This is a genomic window from Amycolatopsis sp. NPDC059235, assembly GCF_042754125.1.
Lineage (GTDB): Bacteria > Actinomycetota > Actinomycetes > Mycobacteriales > Pseudonocardiaceae > Amycolatopsis > Amycolatopsis albidoflava.
On record NZ_JBHZAG010000005.1, the window covers coordinates 182279 to 196596 of the forward strand.

General features: G+C 68.7%; 17 protein-coding genes. 8 read left to right on the forward strand and 9 right to left on the reverse strand.

Going from position 1 to position 14318, the window contains the following annotated elements; genetic code table 11:
* Positions 1-14: 14 nt before the first annotated feature.
* The 3 genes from ACFXI3_RS05555 to ACFXI3_RS05565 all read left to right on the forward strand — a co-directional run bounded on the left by ACFXI3_RS05555 (position 15) and on the right by ACFXI3_RS05565 (position 2411).
* On the forward strand, positions 15-758 hold the full coding sequence (locus ACFXI3_RS05555; protein WP_378398224.1) for an SDR family oxidoreductase: 744 nt from the start codon (positions 15-17) through the stop codon (positions 756-758).
* Between the two features lie 101 nt (positions 759-859).
* On the forward strand, positions 860-1504 hold the full coding sequence (locus tag ACFXI3_RS05560) for a TetR/AcrR family transcriptional regulator (protein WP_378398225.1): 645 nt from the start codon (positions 860-862) through the stop codon (positions 1502-1504).
* Position 1505: 1 nt separating this feature from the next.
* Positions 1506-2411, forward strand: coding sequence for a carboxymuconolactone decarboxylase family protein (locus ACFXI3_RS05565; RefSeq protein ID WP_378398227.1), 906 nt, complete (start codon positions 1506-1508; stop codon positions 2409-2411).
* On the opposite strand, the gene ACFXI3_RS05570 is transcribed toward ACFXI3_RS05565, so the two are convergent.
* Entirely contained in the window at positions 2395-2805 is a 411-nt protein-coding gene (locus tag ACFXI3_RS05570; protein WP_378398229.1) for a hypothetical protein, read from the reverse strand. The two genes, ACFXI3_RS05565 and ACFXI3_RS05570, sit on opposite strands and share 17 nt — an antisense overlap.
* 100 nt (positions 2806-2905) lie before the next feature.
* Here ACFXI3_RS05570 and ACFXI3_RS05575 point away from each other — a divergent pair, with 100 nt between their 5' ends.
* Positions 2906-3769, forward strand: coding sequence for a 3-hydroxyacyl-CoA dehydrogenase family protein (locus ACFXI3_RS05575; RefSeq protein ID WP_378398231.1), 864 nt, complete (start codon positions 2906-2908; stop codon positions 3767-3769).
* A gap of 43 nt (positions 3770-3812) precedes the next feature.
* Here the strand turns inward: ACFXI3_RS05575 and ACFXI3_RS05580 are convergent, their stop codons facing one another.
* From ACFXI3_RS05580 to ACFXI3_RS05590, 3 genes are read right to left on the reverse strand one after another with little or no spacing between them, the layout of a single operon-like run.
* Positions 3813-4307, reverse strand: a complete 495-nt coding sequence (locus tag ACFXI3_RS05580; RefSeq protein WP_378398232.1) for an SRPBCC family protein — start codon at positions 4305-4307, stop codon at positions 3813-3815.
* Positions 4261-4647 (reverse strand): metalloregulator ArsR/SmtB family transcription factor, encoded by a 387-nt coding sequence (locus ACFXI3_RS05585; protein WP_344285421.1) that lies wholly within the window; start codon positions 4645-4647, stop codon positions 4261-4263. The genes ACFXI3_RS05580 and ACFXI3_RS05585 overlap by 47 nt, the downstream gene beginning before the upstream one ends.
* A gap of 30 nt (positions 4648-4677) precedes the next feature.
* On the reverse strand, positions 4678-5268 hold the full coding sequence (locus ACFXI3_RS05590) for an XRE family transcriptional regulator (RefSeq protein ID WP_344285418.1): 591 nt from the start codon (positions 5266-5268) through the stop codon (positions 4678-4680).
* A gap of 89 nt (positions 5269-5357) precedes the next feature.
* On the opposite strand from ACFXI3_RS05590, the gene ACFXI3_RS05595 reads away from it, so the two are divergent.
* The 4 genes from ACFXI3_RS05595 (at position 5358) to ACFXI3_RS05610 (ending at position 9340) form a co-directional block, all read left to right on the forward strand.
* Positions 5358-6941, forward strand: coding sequence for an FAD-dependent oxidoreductase (locus tag ACFXI3_RS05595; RefSeq protein WP_378398234.1), 1584 nt, complete (start codon positions 5358-5360; stop codon positions 6939-6941).
* A 253-nt stretch (positions 6942-7194) separates the two neighbouring features.
* Complete coding sequence (locus tag ACFXI3_RS05600) at positions 7195-7635, forward strand: MarR family winged helix-turn-helix transcriptional regulator (protein ID WP_378398235.1); 441 nt, start codon at positions 7195-7197, stop codon at positions 7633-7635.
* Positions 7636-7686: 51 nt separating this feature from the next.
* Positions 7687-8241 (forward strand): dihydrofolate reductase family protein, encoded by a 555-nt coding sequence (locus ACFXI3_RS05605; protein WP_378398236.1) that lies wholly within the window; start codon positions 7687-7689, stop codon positions 8239-8241.
* A 118-nt stretch (positions 8242-8359) separates the two neighbouring features.
* The gene (locus ACFXI3_RS05610; protein WP_378398237.1) at positions 8360-9340 is read left to right on the forward strand and encodes a chitinase; all 981 of its coding nucleotides are present in this window, start codon (positions 8360-8362) and stop codon (positions 9338-9340) included.
* A 57-nt stretch (positions 9341-9397) separates the two neighbouring features.
* Here the strand turns inward: ACFXI3_RS05610 and ACFXI3_RS05615 are convergent, their stop codons facing one another.
* The 5 genes from ACFXI3_RS05615 to ACFXI3_RS05635 form a co-directional block, all read right to left on the reverse strand.
* A complete protein-coding gene (locus ACFXI3_RS05615; protein WP_378398238.1) occupies positions 9398-10159 on the reverse strand; it encodes an HAD family acid phosphatase in 762 nt (253 codons plus the stop codon).
* Between the two features lie 47 nt (positions 10160-10206).
* Positions 10207-11391, reverse strand: a complete 1185-nt coding sequence (locus tag ACFXI3_RS05620) for a class I SAM-dependent methyltransferase (protein WP_378398239.1) — start codon at positions 11389-11391, stop codon at positions 10207-10209.
* Position 11392: 1 nt separating this feature from the next.
* The gene (locus ACFXI3_RS05625) at positions 11393-12358 is read right to left on the reverse strand and encodes a class I SAM-dependent methyltransferase (protein ID WP_378398240.1); all 966 of its coding nucleotides are present in this window, start codon (positions 12356-12358) and stop codon (positions 11393-11395) included.
* Positions 12355-13134, reverse strand: coding sequence for an enoyl-CoA hydratase-related protein (locus ACFXI3_RS05630; protein ID WP_344285400.1), 780 nt, complete (start codon positions 13132-13134; stop codon positions 12355-12357). The genes ACFXI3_RS05625 and ACFXI3_RS05630 overlap by 4 nt, the downstream gene beginning before the upstream one ends.
* Before the next feature lie 64 nt (positions 13135-13198).
* Entirely contained in the window at positions 13199-14011 is an 813-nt protein-coding gene (locus ACFXI3_RS05635; protein ID WP_101435363.1) for an ABC transporter ATP-binding protein, read from the reverse strand.
* Positions 14012-14318: the final 307 nt, after the last annotated feature.

Here is a 14318-nt window from a genome sequence, read left to right on the forward strand (position 1 = left end):
GCGGAGGTCAGCACATGGGACAGCTTGAGGGCAAGACGGCGGTCGTCACCGGCGGGAGCAGCGGGATCGGCCTGGCCGCTGCCGAACGGCTCGCGGGCGAGGGGGCGTTCGTCTTCATTACCGGGCGGAACAGGGAAGCACTGGACGCGGCTGCGAAGACCATCAAGGCGGCTGCCGCGGTACCGGGTGACATCGCTGACCTGGCCGACCTGGATCGGCTCTACGACGCGGTTCGCGCTCGCGGCAAGGGGCTCGACGTCGTGTTCGCCAACGCGGCGGCTGGGTCGTTCGCGAGCTTGGAGGAGACGACGCCGGAGCACTTCGACCAGGTCTTCGGCACCAACGTTCGCGGCACGCTTTTCACTGTGCAGAAAGCGTTGCCACTGCTCAACAAGGGCGCGTCTGTGATCCTGAATTCGTCGGTCCGTGCGGATGACGGCCTGGAGTCGTTCGGGACGTATTCGGCGTCCAAGGCCGCGCTTCGGTCCTACGCCCGCACCTGGGCCAACGAGCTGAAGGGCCGCGGCATCCGGGTCAATGTGGTTTCGCCGGGCACCATCGACACGCCGGTGCTCGAGAAGGCGGTCGGCGCGGACAAGGTCGACGAGGCCCGGGCGAGTTTCACGGCGCGGGTTCCGCTCGGCCGGATGGGGACGCCGCGCGAGGTTGCCGACGCCGTGCTGTTCCTCGCGTCGGAGCAGAGCAGCTTCATCCTCGGGGCGAACATCTACGTCGACGGCGGCGAGAAGCAGTTCTGACCAGCAGAAGCGTGGGGACAACGGGGTTCTTGCGCTCGGGCACCTGGCGCTAGGGCTATACGTGGGTATAGCGTGCTGTTCATGCGTATAGTGGCCGCGTCATGACTGAGCCTGACGATCTGACCGCGCGTGCCCGGATCCGGGACGCGGCGATGCGGCACTTCGGCGAGCACGGCTTCGAGCGCGCCACGATCCGGGGCATCGCGGCGGAGGCCGGGGTGTCTTTGGGGTTGGTGCGGCACCACTTCGGGTCCAAGCAGGCGCTCCGCGAGGCGTGCGACGCGCACTTGGCGAAGCTCCTCCGTCAGCTCAACGACCAGGTCCCGGCTGATCTGGCCGACCTGACCAATCCCAACGCCGGCGCCGTCGCGAATCCCGTTGCGGCGGCGCGAATCGCCGTCGGGCCGTACCGGGATTACCTCGTCCGGGCGCTGGTCGAAGGAGGGGCCGCGCCGTTGTTCGACGAGATGGTCGACGCCGGCGCGAATCGGCTCGTCGCCGCTGATCGGCGACGGCCGGACCCGCCGACGGTCGATCCCCAGGTCCGGGCCGCGATCGGCGCCGCGATGGCGTTGTCGATCACCGTGCTGCATCGGCACATTTCCCGCGCGGCCGGCGTCGACATCCTCAGCCCGGCGGGCGACCTCCTCCTCGCCCGTGCGCTGATCGACCTCCACTCGCATCCACAGCTCAGCCTCGACGAAGCGCAGGCCGCCCTCGATCGCCTGCCCGCGGAAGGAAACTGACATGCCGCACGCGACGATTCCCCGCATCCCGCCGCTCGAACTCGACGAGATGGATCCCGAGCAGCAAAAGCTGGCGAAACTCGGGGCGGACACGGTGATCCAGGTCCTCGCCCGCGCGCCGGAGGTGCTGGAGGCATCCGGGAAACTGGGCGCTTTCCTGTTGAGTCAAGGGAAACTGCATCCGCGCATCCGTGAGCTGGCGATCCTCCGCGTCGCGCTCCGGTGCGACGCGCCGTACGAATGGGCCAACCACGCGCCCGCCGCGCTCGGTGGTGGCGCGACCGAAACGGAGATCACGGCTCTCTCCGACCCGGACGCCAGCTGGTCGACCGAGGACGACGCGGTGCTGCGGGCCGTCGATGAACTGTGCGCGGATGTCTTTGTGTCCGACGAAACCTGGACGGCTCTCGCCGCGACCCGCGACCATGCCGAGATCATCGAGATCCTGTTCCTCGTCGGCTATTACCGGATGATGGCGGGGTTCCTGAATTCCGCGGGCGTTCCGGTGAAGCCGGGACAACCCGCGCTCGGCGAGCCGCCGGTGCCGGTCGCCCGCCCGGAGCGGGTTTCCCGGCCCGCCAGCGGAAAAACCGGCGCGGACGGCCGCTGGAAGATCACGTTCGTCCACCCGGCCGGAAGCAAAGACCTGCTTCTCGACCTCGCGACCGACGGCGCCGCGGTGTCCGGTTCCATTTTCGACACTCAGCTGAAGATCACGGTCCCCATCGTGTCCGGAACGGCCGACGGCCAGGAAATCGCCTTCACCGCGCTGGTGACCGACCCGGTTCGTTTCGAGGTGGACGTGACCGGCACGGTCGACGGGGACGAGTTCACCGGCTCCGTCACGATTTCCGGCGGCGGCACCTTCCCGCTGTCCGGGGTCCGGGAGGTCAGTCCCAGTAATTGAACAGCGCTTCGCCGACCGTCGCCGGTTTCCAGTACGCGATGTCGGACCGGGTGAGGTGCGGCCAGTCCTCGGCCTTGAAGGAACGTTCGAGGTCGGCTGGCGTGAGCACCCGGAACTGGTCCGTTTCCGCCAGCACGGCGGCCAGTTCCGGCTCGTCGACGAACTCCAGCGGACCCCATTCCCGGGACGGCGCGAAGTCGAGCGAGCGGGGCCGGGCGAGCGCGAGCACCGGCGCGTCGTTGGCGGCGACGACCGAGATCGTGCGGTCGGGATACTGGACGACGGCTTGCCAGAAGTTCGGCGTGACGTCCGGGATACGGAATTCAGCGAGAGTTCCGCCGGTTTGACGAGCGAAGCCGTAACAGAGCCGGCGAACGTCGCGAACATCGACCACCGCCGCATTCTACGCAGCCGGTCCCCCACCAGTGGGCGCGGAATTGCGGCGGGCGAGGACGGGTGGTCTTCTTGGCTCAAGATCGAAAGGTGAGCCCGCCATGCCGTACGCGTACACATTCGACCAGATCCGCGACCGGCCGGTCACCGTGTTCGGTGCCGGGACGCTGGGCAGGCGCATCGCGCTGATGTTCGCCTCGCGCGGCGGAACCGTGCGGATCAGCGACCCGAGCGCCGAGCAGGTCGCGGCGGCCGCGGAATACGTGGCGGAGACATTGCCCGTCCTGCTCGAAAAGCGCGGCACCGGCGAGGTCGGCCAGGTCGAGGACGCGGCGTCGATCGAGGACGCCCTGCGCGACGCATGGCTCGTCGTCGAGGCGGTGCCGGAGCGGCTGGACATCAAAATCCCGCTGTGGGGCCAAATCGACCAGGCCGCGCCCGCCGACACGATCTTCGCCACGAACTCGTCGTCGTACCCGTCGCGGATGATGGCCGAGAAGGTGCGCGACAAATCGCGGCTGTGCAACATCCACTTCTACATGCCGCCGACGGCGAACGCGGTCGACCTCATGTCCGACGGCGAAACCGGCCGGACCGTGCTCGACACGCTGCTCGGGGTGTTGCCGGAATTCGGCATTCATCCGTTCGAGGCGCGGAAGGAAAGCGTCGGCTTCATTTTCAACCGCGTGTGGGCGGCGATCAAACGGGAATCGCTCGCCGTGGTCGCGGAGGGCGTCGCCCGGCCCGAGGACGTGGACGGGATGTTCAAAATCAACTGGCATCTGCCGTACGGGCCGTTCCAGATGATGGACCAGGTCGGACTGGACGTGGTGCTGGACATCGAAACCCATTACGCGGACGAGAATCCGCACCTGCCTGCCGGGCCGCGGGACCTGCTGCGCACGTACGTCGAGGCGGGCAAGCTCGGGATCAAGACCGGCGAAGGGTTCTACTCGTACGACTGAATCGCGGCGGCCCGGACAGCGGAATCCGGGCCGCCTCGCCGGTTCACGGCAGCGAAGCCGCGACCTCCTCCAGCGCGTCCATCGACTCCTGCATTCCGCCTTCCATGCCGGATTCCAGAATGGTGTCGCGGAGTTCCTTGGTGTGCGTTTCGGTCAGGATGGTCACCGTGGTGCGGTCGCCCGATTCGGCGAACGTCACGGTGACCACGGGGGCCTCCATGTCCAAGGCCTCCGGGGTTTCGTAGACCTCGGTGTGGACCAGGCGTTCCCCGGGGACTATCTCGCGATATTCGCCGTGGAAGGCCACCTCGAAGTTGCCGTTCGCGATCAGCACATAGCGCCACTGGCCGCCGACTCGCAGGTCGATGTCCACGGACGTCACGTTGCCTCGTTTGCCCGCCCACCAGCGTTTCACCAGGTCCGGCGTGGTCCAGGCACGGTAGACGTGCTGCCGCGGGGCGGCGAAATCCCGGGTGATCAGGATCTGGTCGTCAGCGGGCAGCGTCACCTTCGCCGTGCCGGTCGTCGTGTCGGTCATAGTCGTCCTCCTCGGTCGAGCCCATCTCTTCCAGCACGGCGTCCAGCGATTCGAACCGTTCCTCCCAGGACCGTTCGTAGCGGCGCACCCAGTCGTGGATCGGCTTGAGAGCGCGGGCATTCAGCCGGTAAAGGCGTTGCCTGCCCTCGTCTCGCACCTCGACCGCGCCGACCTCGCGCAGCACCCGCAGATGCTTCGACACCTGCGGCTGCCCCAGGCCCAGCACGCGGACGAGGTCGTTCACCGGACGCTCGCCGTCGGCGAGGACGTCCAGGATCTCCCGGCGCCGTGGTTCGGCGACGGCGTTGAAGACGTCCGCGGTGGTCGCTGCCCGTGCCATGCGCCAATCATATGCCGATATGGGTATGCGTCAAGAGGCAGGTCGGGCGCGGACGTGGAAGCGCTCCCCTTGCGGGCCGAAAAGGGCCAGGACCTCGCAGGGCTCGGTGCCCGCGTTGCCGAACCAGTGCGGAACGTGCGTGTCGAACTCGGCGACTTCCCCCGGCCGAAGGATGACGTCGTGCTCGCCGAGCATCAGGCGTAACTGTCCGGATAGGACGTACATCCACTCGTACCCCTCGTGGACCCGCTGGTCCGGCGGTTCGGCGGAGCGCTCCGGCGGGAGGATCATCTTGTAGGCGCGCAGGCCGCCCGGCCGCCGGGTGAGCGGCAGGTAGGTCCGGCCGCTCCGGACGAACGGTTTCGGGTGCAGGCGCGGGTCGCCGGTCGGGGGCGCGCCGACCAGTTCGTCGAGCGGGACCTGGTAGGCGCGGGCCAGCGCGAGCAGCAGTTCCAGGGTCGGTTTGCGCTGGCCTGCTTCGAGCCGCGACAGCGTGCTCACCGAGATTCCGGTCGTTTCCGAGAGACCGGTCAGCGTCGCGTTGCGCTGCTTTCGCAGGGCGCGCAGCCTCGGGCCGACCGCGTGCAGGACCTCGCCGAGGCCCTGGTCGTCTTCGCTCATGCCGTTCAATTTGCCACTTCGGCAAAGAACTTTGTCAAGTCGGCGCGTTCTCCGGATAGTCCGGGGCACGGGGACTACAGGAGGATCCAGTGGACGAGAAGTACGACGTGGTGGTGGTCGGCGGCGGCGCGGCCGGACTCAGCGGAGCGGTGGCGCTCGCGCGGTCCCGGCGGTCGGTGCTGGTCGTGGATTCCGGCGAACCGCGCAACGCGCCGGCCGGGCACGTGCACAACTACCTTGGCCGCGAAAGCACGCCGCCCGCCGAGTTGCTCTCGCTCGGCCGCGCGGAGCTGGCCGGGTACGGCGGCGAGGTGGTCGCGCAGACGGTGACGTCGATTGCCAAGGGGGACAACGGGTTCGAGCTCTCGCTGGCCGACGGGCGGCGCACGCGCGCGCGGCGGGTGCTGGTCGCGACCGGTCTCGTCGACGAGCTGCCCGAGGTCGCCGGGCTGGCGGCGCGGTGGGGCCGGGACGTGCTGCACTGCCCGTACTGCCACGGCTGGGAAGTGCGCGACCGGGCGATCGGTGTGCTGTCGACCGGTCCGATGACCGTGCACCAGGCGTTGATGTGGCGGCAGCTGACCGACGACGTCGTCGTTTTCAGGCACACGCACGGGGATTTCGACGAGGCTCCGCTGCTGGCGCGCGGGATCCGGATCGTGGACGGGGTCGTCGCGGCGATCGAGGCCGAGGACGACCAGCTGACCGGGGTACGGCTTGAGTCGGGCGAGGTCGTGGCGCGCGAGGCGCTGGCTGTCGCGGCACCGGCCAGGACGCGCGCGGACTTTCTCGCGCCGCTCGGGATCGAGCCGGAACCGGTGGAGTTCAACGGTTTCGTGATCGGCACGAGGGTTCCCGCGGACGCGGCCGGCCGGACGTCCGTTCCCGGCTTGTGGGTGGCGGGAAATGTCACGGACATGCGCGCGCAGGTCGTGGTTTCGGCCGCGGCGGGGTTGATGGCCGGGGCGGCGATCAACGGCGAACTGGTCGAGGAAGAGGCCGCGGAAGCCGTGCGGCAGCGGGAAACGCCGTTCTCGCACGAGATGGAGCGGGAGGTCGCGCGGGCCAACGAGCATCCGCCGTTCGACCGCGGTTCCTGGGAGGAGCGGTATCGCTCGCGGGACGAGATGTGGAGCGGGCGGCCGAACGATCAGCTCGTGACCGAGGCTTCCGGGCTGGAACCGGGCCACGCGCTGGACGCTGGCTGCGGCGAAGGCGGCGACGCGATTTGGCTCGCGCAGCAGGGCTGGCGCGTGACGGCGGTCGACTTCTCCACGACCGCCATCGAACGCGGGCGGGCGCAGGCGGCGAAACTCGGCGTGGGCGAGCGGATCACGTGGGTCGCCGCGGACTTGGGCGAGTGGGTGCCGGAGTCGAAGTTCGACCTGGTGACGACGCATTTCCTGCACATCCCGTCGGCGGCCCGGACGGTGGCGTTCGCGCGGCTCGCGGACGCGGTGGCTCCCGGCGGGACGTTGCTGGTGGTGGGGCACGACCCCGCCGACCTGCACGCTGGGCGGCCGCACATGCCGGACATGATGTTCACGGCTGCGGAAGTGGCGGAGACGCTGGACCAGTCTTGGGCTTCGGTGGCAGCGGAGGTTCGGGAGCGGGCCGCGGTCGGGGCGGAGACGGTGGTGCGGGACACGGTGCTGGTGGCCCGGAAGGGGTGACGGCGGCTCCGGTCCGGCCAGTCAGGGGGCGGCCGGACCGGGCCACCGTGCTGAGCGGACCGGACGAGGCGGCAGCCCATCCGGTCAGGCGTAGTGCACGGATTCCACGGTGTGCAGGTGCGGTTCGCATTCGGCCAAGGCCAAGACAGCGGACAGGTGCTCTTGGCATTCCGGAGCGTGGCCGATCACCTCTTCCGTCGCCTCTGGCGTGACAGATTCCTGACAAGGGACCCTTATGTGTAAGGTTCCTGTCATGAGTCAAGACGCGACGACGCGACGGCCGGGGTATCTGGTGAAGCGGGTGCAGCAGGCGTTTCGGCAGGCGTCCGACGAGCGATTGCGGCCGATCGGATTGTCGATGTCACAGTACGCAGTGCTGGCGGCACTGGCAGCGAAGCCGGGGGCGTCGTCGGCCGAGCTGGCACGGCGGTGTTTTGTGACGCGGCAGTCGTTGCGAGACGTGCTGGCCGGACTGAAGACGGCTGGGCTGGTCGCGGTTGCCGAGGAAGCGTCGACGGGGCGGGCGCGGCCGGTGCGGCTCACCACGACCGGCGAGGCCCGGCTGAAAGAGGCGGAGCGGGTGGTCGCCGAGGTCGAGGAGCGGATGCTGGCCGGGATGCCGGAATCCGAGCGGCGGCGACTGGCTGAACTGCTGAGCGTCTGCGCGGAGAATCTGGCAGCCGAGGACCGATGAGTTTTCGCCGGCCCGCCGGTCTGCCTCGTATCGAAAGAACGAGGAGGACGCATGGGCAAGGTGTTGTGGCACGTCGCGATGTCGCTGGACGGGTTCGTCGCCGCGGACGGGCATGCGATGGACTGGATGTCGGGCGTGCACGTCACGCCGGGGGTGCACGAGGAATCCGTCGCGCGGATCGGGGCGATTCTGGGCGGGCGGCGCGGGTTTGACGCGTTGGCGGCGAGGGTGCCCGGAAAGGTCGCCAAGCAGCCGTACGGCGGGGCGTGGAGCGGGCCGGTTTTCGTGCTCACCCATCATCCGGAGGACGCGCCGGCCGAGGACGGCGTCGCCTTTCTCAGCTGCGACGTCCGGGAGGCGGTCGAAATCGCGCTCGCGGCGGCGGACGGGAAAGATCTTGAGCTGCACAGCCAAGATATCGCGCGACAGTGCGTTGAGCTGGGGATTGTCGACGAGTTCACCGTGCATCTGATGCCGGTGATGCTCGGGTCCGGCATCCGGCTGTTCGACAATCCGGGCGGGAAGCCGGTCCGGTGGGATCGGGTGCACGACGGGGATCCCGCGCTCGCGATCGACCTGCGGTTCCGGCCCGCCGCCCACCGCTGATCCCGCTCATCGGGACGGATCGGCATACTAATGGCCCATGGCCTCCGCGGCATTATTGGTCTATACCTCTTGGACAGGGGTTTTCCACCCCTCGGTCCTCACCGTGGAGGTTCCACCCATGCGTCTGTCCTCCCCCAGGAAACTGGCGGCCGCGCTCGGCGGGCTGCTGGCCGTTGCCGGACTCGCGGTCCCGCCGGGCGCCGCGGCCGCGGCGAGCGATTCGTCGATCGCGCTCGCGCCCTATGTGGACATGGGCGCGTGGCCGTCGCCCGTGTTGTCGTCGATGTCCGAGCAGGCCGGCATCAAGAGTTTCACGCTCGGCTTCGTCACCGGAGCCGCGTGCAAGGCCAGCTGGTTCGCTGCCTACGACCCTCGGCAGGGCTGGCAGTCCGACGAAATCGCGAAGATCCGCGCGGCGGGCGGGGACGTCAAGGTCTCCTTCGGCGGCGCGTCCGGCGTCGAGCTCGCGCAGGCGTGCGGTGACGTCAATTCACTGGTCGGCGAGTACGAGGCGGTGATCAAAGCCTATGACCTCAAGTACATCGACGTCGACATCGAGGGCGCGGCGGTCGCCGACCCCGGTTCGATCAAACTGCGTTCCGAAGCACTGAAAAAGGTGCAGGACGACAATCCCGGGATCAAGATTTCCCTGACACTGCCGGTGCTTCCCACCGGGCTCACGTCGGACGGGCTGAATGTCGTGACCTCGGCGCGGGACGCGGGCGTCGCTCTCGACCTGGTGAACGTCATGGCGATGGACTATTACCAGGGTGCCGGCGACCAGGGAGCCAAGGCGATCCAGGCGGCGCAATCCACGCAGGGGCAACTGAAAACGGCGCTCGGACTGTCCGATGCGGACGCTTGGCAGAAGGTCGGCCTCACGCCGATGCTGGGCGTCAACGATTCGCAGAACGAGATCTTCTACCAGAAGGACGCCAGCGCGGTGGTCAGCTTCGCGCAGAGTGTCCACATGGGAATGCTGTCGTTTTGGGAACTCGGCCGCGACGCGAACGCGTGCACCGGCGCGCTGTACCGGTGCACCAACATTTCCCAGCAGCCGTACGAATTCTCGAAGATCTTCGCCGGATATTCCGGCTGACGAAGACGGAGCAGCCCGGGCCCGGCGCGGGACCCGGGCTGACTCCGGCACAAGAGATCAGGGCAGGTAGTACATCGGGTTCGGCAGCTTCACCGGGTGATCGGCGTAGCCGCCCTCGAGGTCGCTGAACTGGTCGCCGAGGTTGAGCACGATGTGCGCTCCGGTCGACTGGATGTGCGCGCGGGTGCCCGACTTGTACTGCACGGTGTTGCAGTTCAGCCCGCACGGCAGGTAGTCCGGCGCGGTGGTCTTCGGCTTGAAGTACGCGCCGGTCGGCGTCGGGTAGCCCTCGTTCGCGAGGTTCTTGAGCGACTGCGGGCCTTGTTTGTCGTTGCGGCCGGTCAGGAAATAGACCTGCACGCCGCGTTCGGCGGCCCACTTCGTCAGTTCCAGCACCGGCTTGTTGGCCTCGAAAGTGCCGTCGTCGATGGCTTTCTGCTGTTTCACCGGGTCGAAGCCGAAGTCGTTGTCGGCTTCCCAGCCGTAGGTGATCTCGGACGTGTCGTCCACGTCGAGCACGATCGCCGGGTTCTTCACCTTGCCCAGCTTCTGCTGCAGGTACCGCTTCGCGTCGGCCACCACGCGCTTGGTGTCGGTGACGAACCGGCTGGCCTCGGAGTAGTGGTGCTTGCCGGACGCGTCGAGCCAGTCGCCGTAGTACGCCTTGACATCGTTCTTCACCTGGCCGATGTTGGCCGGCTCCCGGCCGTGCGCGGCGGTGACGGCATCCGACCCGGCGAGCGCGGTCGCGCCACCCGCGACGGTGGCGCCGACGGCCGCGGCGGCGGCCAGTTTGACGAGAGCGGGAAAACGAGACACAGCGACCCTCCAGTGATTATTCGCCAACCCGCAGAACTTACGCCGCGTTACCCGGCTTGAAAACCCTCCGTTGGGATGCGTTCGGCCCGGCACACGAACGCCACCGGCGACCGGCCGATCCTCGTCAGCACCACAGCGGACTCTTCGTGACCGCGCGGTTTCAGCTTGCGACGCAAGGCGTCCGGGTCTACGTCGAGGCCGCGGACGAGAATTTCCAGCCGTCCGACGTCGAACTTCTTCAACACCTGACCGAGCGTTTTTTCGCGGTACGGCAACTGTTCCAGGACGCGGAACGCGCGCACTCCCGGCGGTGGCGTGTCACCGGTGAGGTAGGCGATGCGTTCGTCCAGCTGCCACAACCCGTGCCGCGCCGCGTAATGTCGCACGAGTCCGGCGCGGACGACTGCGCCGTCTGGGTCCACCAGCCACTCCCCCGCTGCCAGCACGGGAATGTCGTCCGGTTCCGCGTCGGTGAGAGTCCACTGTGTACCGTCCGAACGCAACACTGTCGCCCGGCGCGTGACACCCGACGAAAGCCCTCGCCACAGACAGGCCTCGCGGACTTGACCGTCGAGCGACACGAGTTCCACCTCGTCCGCCCAGGGTGCGATGGAGAAATCCATGCCGGGCGCGCATTTCACCGACAGGATCCGGCCGGGATAGGCGGCCACGAGTTCGTCGAGCGGCGGCAGGAAGTCGGCCGGACGCCACACGCGGCGGCCTGCTGAGTCGCGGCGGGCCGGATCAGCGACTACGGCGGTGTCCCGGGAAACCGGCCGCAAGGCGTCGGCGCGCGCGACGAGCGGCGATACTCCGGCGACGGAAGCGTTGTGCTGAGCCATTTCCAGCCGTACCGGGTCCACATCGGACCCCATCGCCACCGAAGCGACCCGCGACAGCTCGACCAGGTCCGCACCCACTGAGCACGTGACGTCGTGCACGGCGAGACCGGCAAGCCGGGAAGCGCGATGCCGGGCCACCGGAGCAGCACTCGCCTGCTGCAACGCATCAGCAGTGAACAACCACTCGGCGGAAGAAGCCAGCTTCAGAACCGATTTACGCCGCAGCGCAACGGTTTCCAGCACCGGTGAAGCGTGCTCCCCGACCAGGCGGCGAGCCGTGGTGACGTCCGCGATGCGCGAGGCGTCCAAAGTGGAGCACTCGGCGAGCGCCGCCCGTCCCGCGGCCGAGCGCAGGAAGGCGACGTCGTCGAGCGTGAAACTGTAGGGCAATTCAGGACGGCCGCTTGGTCCCGGTGATCATCACGTTGTAGAACAGCTCGCGCGGCAGCACCTTCGACAGCAGCTTCTTGTCCAAAGCGGACAGTCGCAGCCACAGGTGGTAGGCGAACAGCCGCCAGCGCACGGTGAGCTTCTCCTGCGGCACCGCGGCCTCGAAGGTGCGGATCGGCCATCCGGCCAGCGCCGCCGAGAACTCCTCGGTGACCGCGCGGACGTCCTGCGCACCGGCGCCGCGCGCCATCGCTTCCAGCTCCGACGGGTCGAAGGTGTGGATGTCGACCACGGCCTCGAGCGCCGCCGCCCGCGAGGATTCGTCCAATTCGGACTGCGGACGCCGCCAGCCGCTCAGCGCGGGCAGCTTGGTGAGGTTCGTGGTGAGGTACCAGGTGAACTGGCCGAGCCGGCGCGCGTAACGGTCGCCGATCTTCGTCGGCTCGCCGGCGAACACGAACCGCCCGCCCGGCTTGAGCACGCGCAGCACCTCGCCGAACGCCTGGCGCACGTCCGGGATGTGGTGCAGCACCGCGTGCCCGACCACGAGGTCGAACGTGTTGTCGTCGTAGGGGATCCGCTCCGCGTCGGCCACCCGGCCGTCGACGTCGAGACCGAGGCCCTCGGCGTTGCGCAGCGCGACCTGCACCATGCCCGGCGACAGGTCGGTGACCGAACCCTTCTTCGCGACGCCGCCCTGCATCAGGTTCAGCAGGAAGAACCCGGTGCCGCTGCCCAGTTCCATCGCGTGCTGGTACGGCTGGCCGTCCTCGCCCGCGACCGCGTTGAACACGTCAGTGGCGTAGGAGATGCAGCGCTCGTCGTAGGAAATGGACCACTTCTCGTCGTACGTCCCGGCTTCCCAGTCGTGGTAGAGGACGTTCGCGAGCTTCGGGTCGGCGTAGGCCGCCTTGACCTCGTCTTCGGTGGCGTGCGGGTTCGGCGCCGGGTCGGACACGGAAGTCACTTCCCCTCGAAACTGGCTTTGCCGGGGCCGTTGTCGATGAACGACTGCATGCCGTTTTTCTGGTCCTCGGTCGCCCACAGCGCGGTGAACAGCTGCGTCTCGATCTTCAGGCCGGTGGCCAGGTCGACGTCGAGGCCGGAGTCGATCGCCGTCTTGGCCGCGCGCAGCGCCACCGCCGGGCCGTTCGCGAACTGCGAGGCCCACTTGTGCGCCGCCGCGTACACGTCGTCCGGAGCCACGACCTCGTCGACGATGCCCAGCTTGAGCGCCTCCTCGGCCTTCACGAACCGGCCGGTGAAGATGAGGTCCTTGGCCTTGCTCGGGCCGATCAGCCGGGTCAGCCGCTGCGTGCCGCCCGCGCCGGGGATGATGCCGAGCTGGATCTCCGGCTGGCCGACCTTCACGTTGTCGCCCGCCACGCGCCAATCCGCGGTCAGCGCCAGTTCGAGGCCGCCGCCGAGGGCGTAGCCGGTGATCGCGCAGACGACCGGCTTCGGGATGTTCGCGACCCGGGCCAGCGACGCGGTCAGCTCGGCGCCGAACTTCGCGATCTCCGGGTACGTGCGGGACGACATCTCCTTGATGTCCGCGCCGCCGGCGAAGGTCTTCTCGCCGCCGTAGAGGATCACCGCGCGCACGTCGTCGCGGTCGGACGCCTCGCGCGCGGCCTCGGCGAGCTCGGCCTGCACCTGGTTGTTCAGCGCGTTGACCGGCGGCCGGTCCAGCCGGATCGTGCCGACCCCGCCCTCGACCTCCAGGGTTACGAACTCTCCCACGCGAATCCTCCTTGTTAACGGCGTTCACTCGGCCGGCAGCAGGCTACCGGCCGGTAAAGACAACCTACCGGCGGCGGGCGAAGAACCGCTCGCCCGAGCGCTCCAGCACCAGGTCCTGGTCGAACGTCTTGGACAGGTTCTCGCTCGTGATCACGTCGTCCACCAGCCCGGACACCACCGCGCGGCCCTCGCGCAGCAGCAGGGCGTGGGTGAAGCCCGGCGGGATCTCCTCGACGTGGTGGGTGACCAGCACCATCGCCGGCGCGTCCGGATCCATCGCGAGCACCGACAGCCGGGCCACGAGGTCCTCGCGGCCGCCGAGGTCGAGGCCGGCGGCGGGCTCGTCGAGCAGCAGCAGCTCCGGGTCGGTCATCAGCGACCGGGCGATCAGCACGCGTTTGCGCTCGCCCTCGCTCAGCGTGCCGAACGTGCGCTCGGCCAGGTGCGCGATGCCGAGCGTGCCGAGCAGTTCGGTCGCCCGGTCGAGGTCCATCCGGTCGTACTGCTCGCGCCAGCGGCCCATCACCGCGTACCCGGCGCTGACCACGACGTCGGCGACCCGCTCGTCGCCGGGCACGCGCTGGGCGATCGCGGCGGAGGTGAACCCGATGCGCGGGCGCAGGTCGAAGATGTTCACCTTGCCAATGCGGTCGCCGAGCAGGTCGACCGTGCCGGAGGTGGGGTGCAGTTCGGCGGCGGCCAGGCGCAGCAGGGTGGTCTTGCCCGCCCCGTTGGGCCCGAGCACCACCCATCGCTCGTCCAGCTCGACCGCCCAGTCGAGGGCCGCGAGGAGGTCGTTTCCGGTACGGCGGACGCCGACACCGGACATCCGCACGACGAGGTCGTCGGGATCGCTGGGCAGGATCGGCTCGCTCACGAGCCCATTGTGGCGGTCGCCCGGTCCCGCGCGCGCACCCGCCCGGGGTAAGAGCCAATGCCGGGAACTCGAGCCCCGCTGACCGCAGCTTCACGTCCGTGAGGGGAACCCTGAGGGACTCTGATTCCCTCGGGGTTCCCCTCACGGACCACAAGCGCCGCTGCGCGGGATGTCCAGCGGATGGGACAACAGGCCGTGATCGCGAGGCTGTGGCAGCATCCACGGCATGGTCAGGTCCGCGCGCCCCGTGTTGTGGCGCCGTCGTGCGATCGACCTTCTCCTGGTGGCTTCCAGCGGGTGTAGCCGG

What these genes read in the sequence shown, in the direction of transcription:
- ACFXI3_RS05555 (WP_378398224.1), top strand. Translation starts at nt 15, where the DNA reads ATGGGACAGCTTGAGGGCAAGACGGCGGTCGTCACCGGCGGGAGCAGC.
- ACFXI3_RS05560 (WP_378398225.1), top strand. Translation starts at nt 860, where the DNA reads ATGACTGAGCCTGACGATCTGACCGCGCGTGCCCGGATCCGGGACGCG.
- ACFXI3_RS05565 (WP_378398227.1), top strand. Translation starts at nt 1,506, where the DNA reads ATGCCGCACGCGACGATTCCCCGCATCCCGCCGCTCGAACTCGACGAG.
- ACFXI3_RS05575 (WP_378398231.1), top strand. Translation starts at nt 2,906, where the DNA reads ATGCCGTACGCGTACACATTCGACCAGATCCGCGACCGGCCGGTCACC.
- ACFXI3_RS05580 (WP_378398232.1), bottom strand. Translation starts at nt 4,307, where the DNA reads ATGACCGACACGACGACCGGCACGGCGAAGGTGACGCTGCCCGCTGAC.
- ACFXI3_RS05585 (WP_344285421.1), bottom strand. Translation starts at nt 4,647, where the DNA reads ATGGCACGGGCAGCGACCACCGCGGACGTCTTCAACGCCGTCGCCGAA.
- ACFXI3_RS05590 (WP_344285418.1), bottom strand. Translation starts at nt 5,268, where the DNA reads ATGAGCGAAGACGACCAGGGCCTCGGCGAGGTCCTGCACGCGGTCGGC.
- ACFXI3_RS05600 (WP_378398235.1), top strand. Translation starts at nt 7,195, where the DNA reads ATGAGTCAAGACGCGACGACGCGACGGCCGGGGTATCTGGTGAAGCGG.
- ACFXI3_RS05605 (WP_378398236.1), top strand. Translation starts at nt 7,687, where the DNA reads ATGGGCAAGGTGTTGTGGCACGTCGCGATGTCGCTGGACGGGTTCGTC.
- ACFXI3_RS05610 (WP_378398237.1), top strand. Translation starts at nt 8,360, where the DNA reads ATGCGTCTGTCCTCCCCCAGGAAACTGGCGGCCGCGCTCGGCGGGCTG.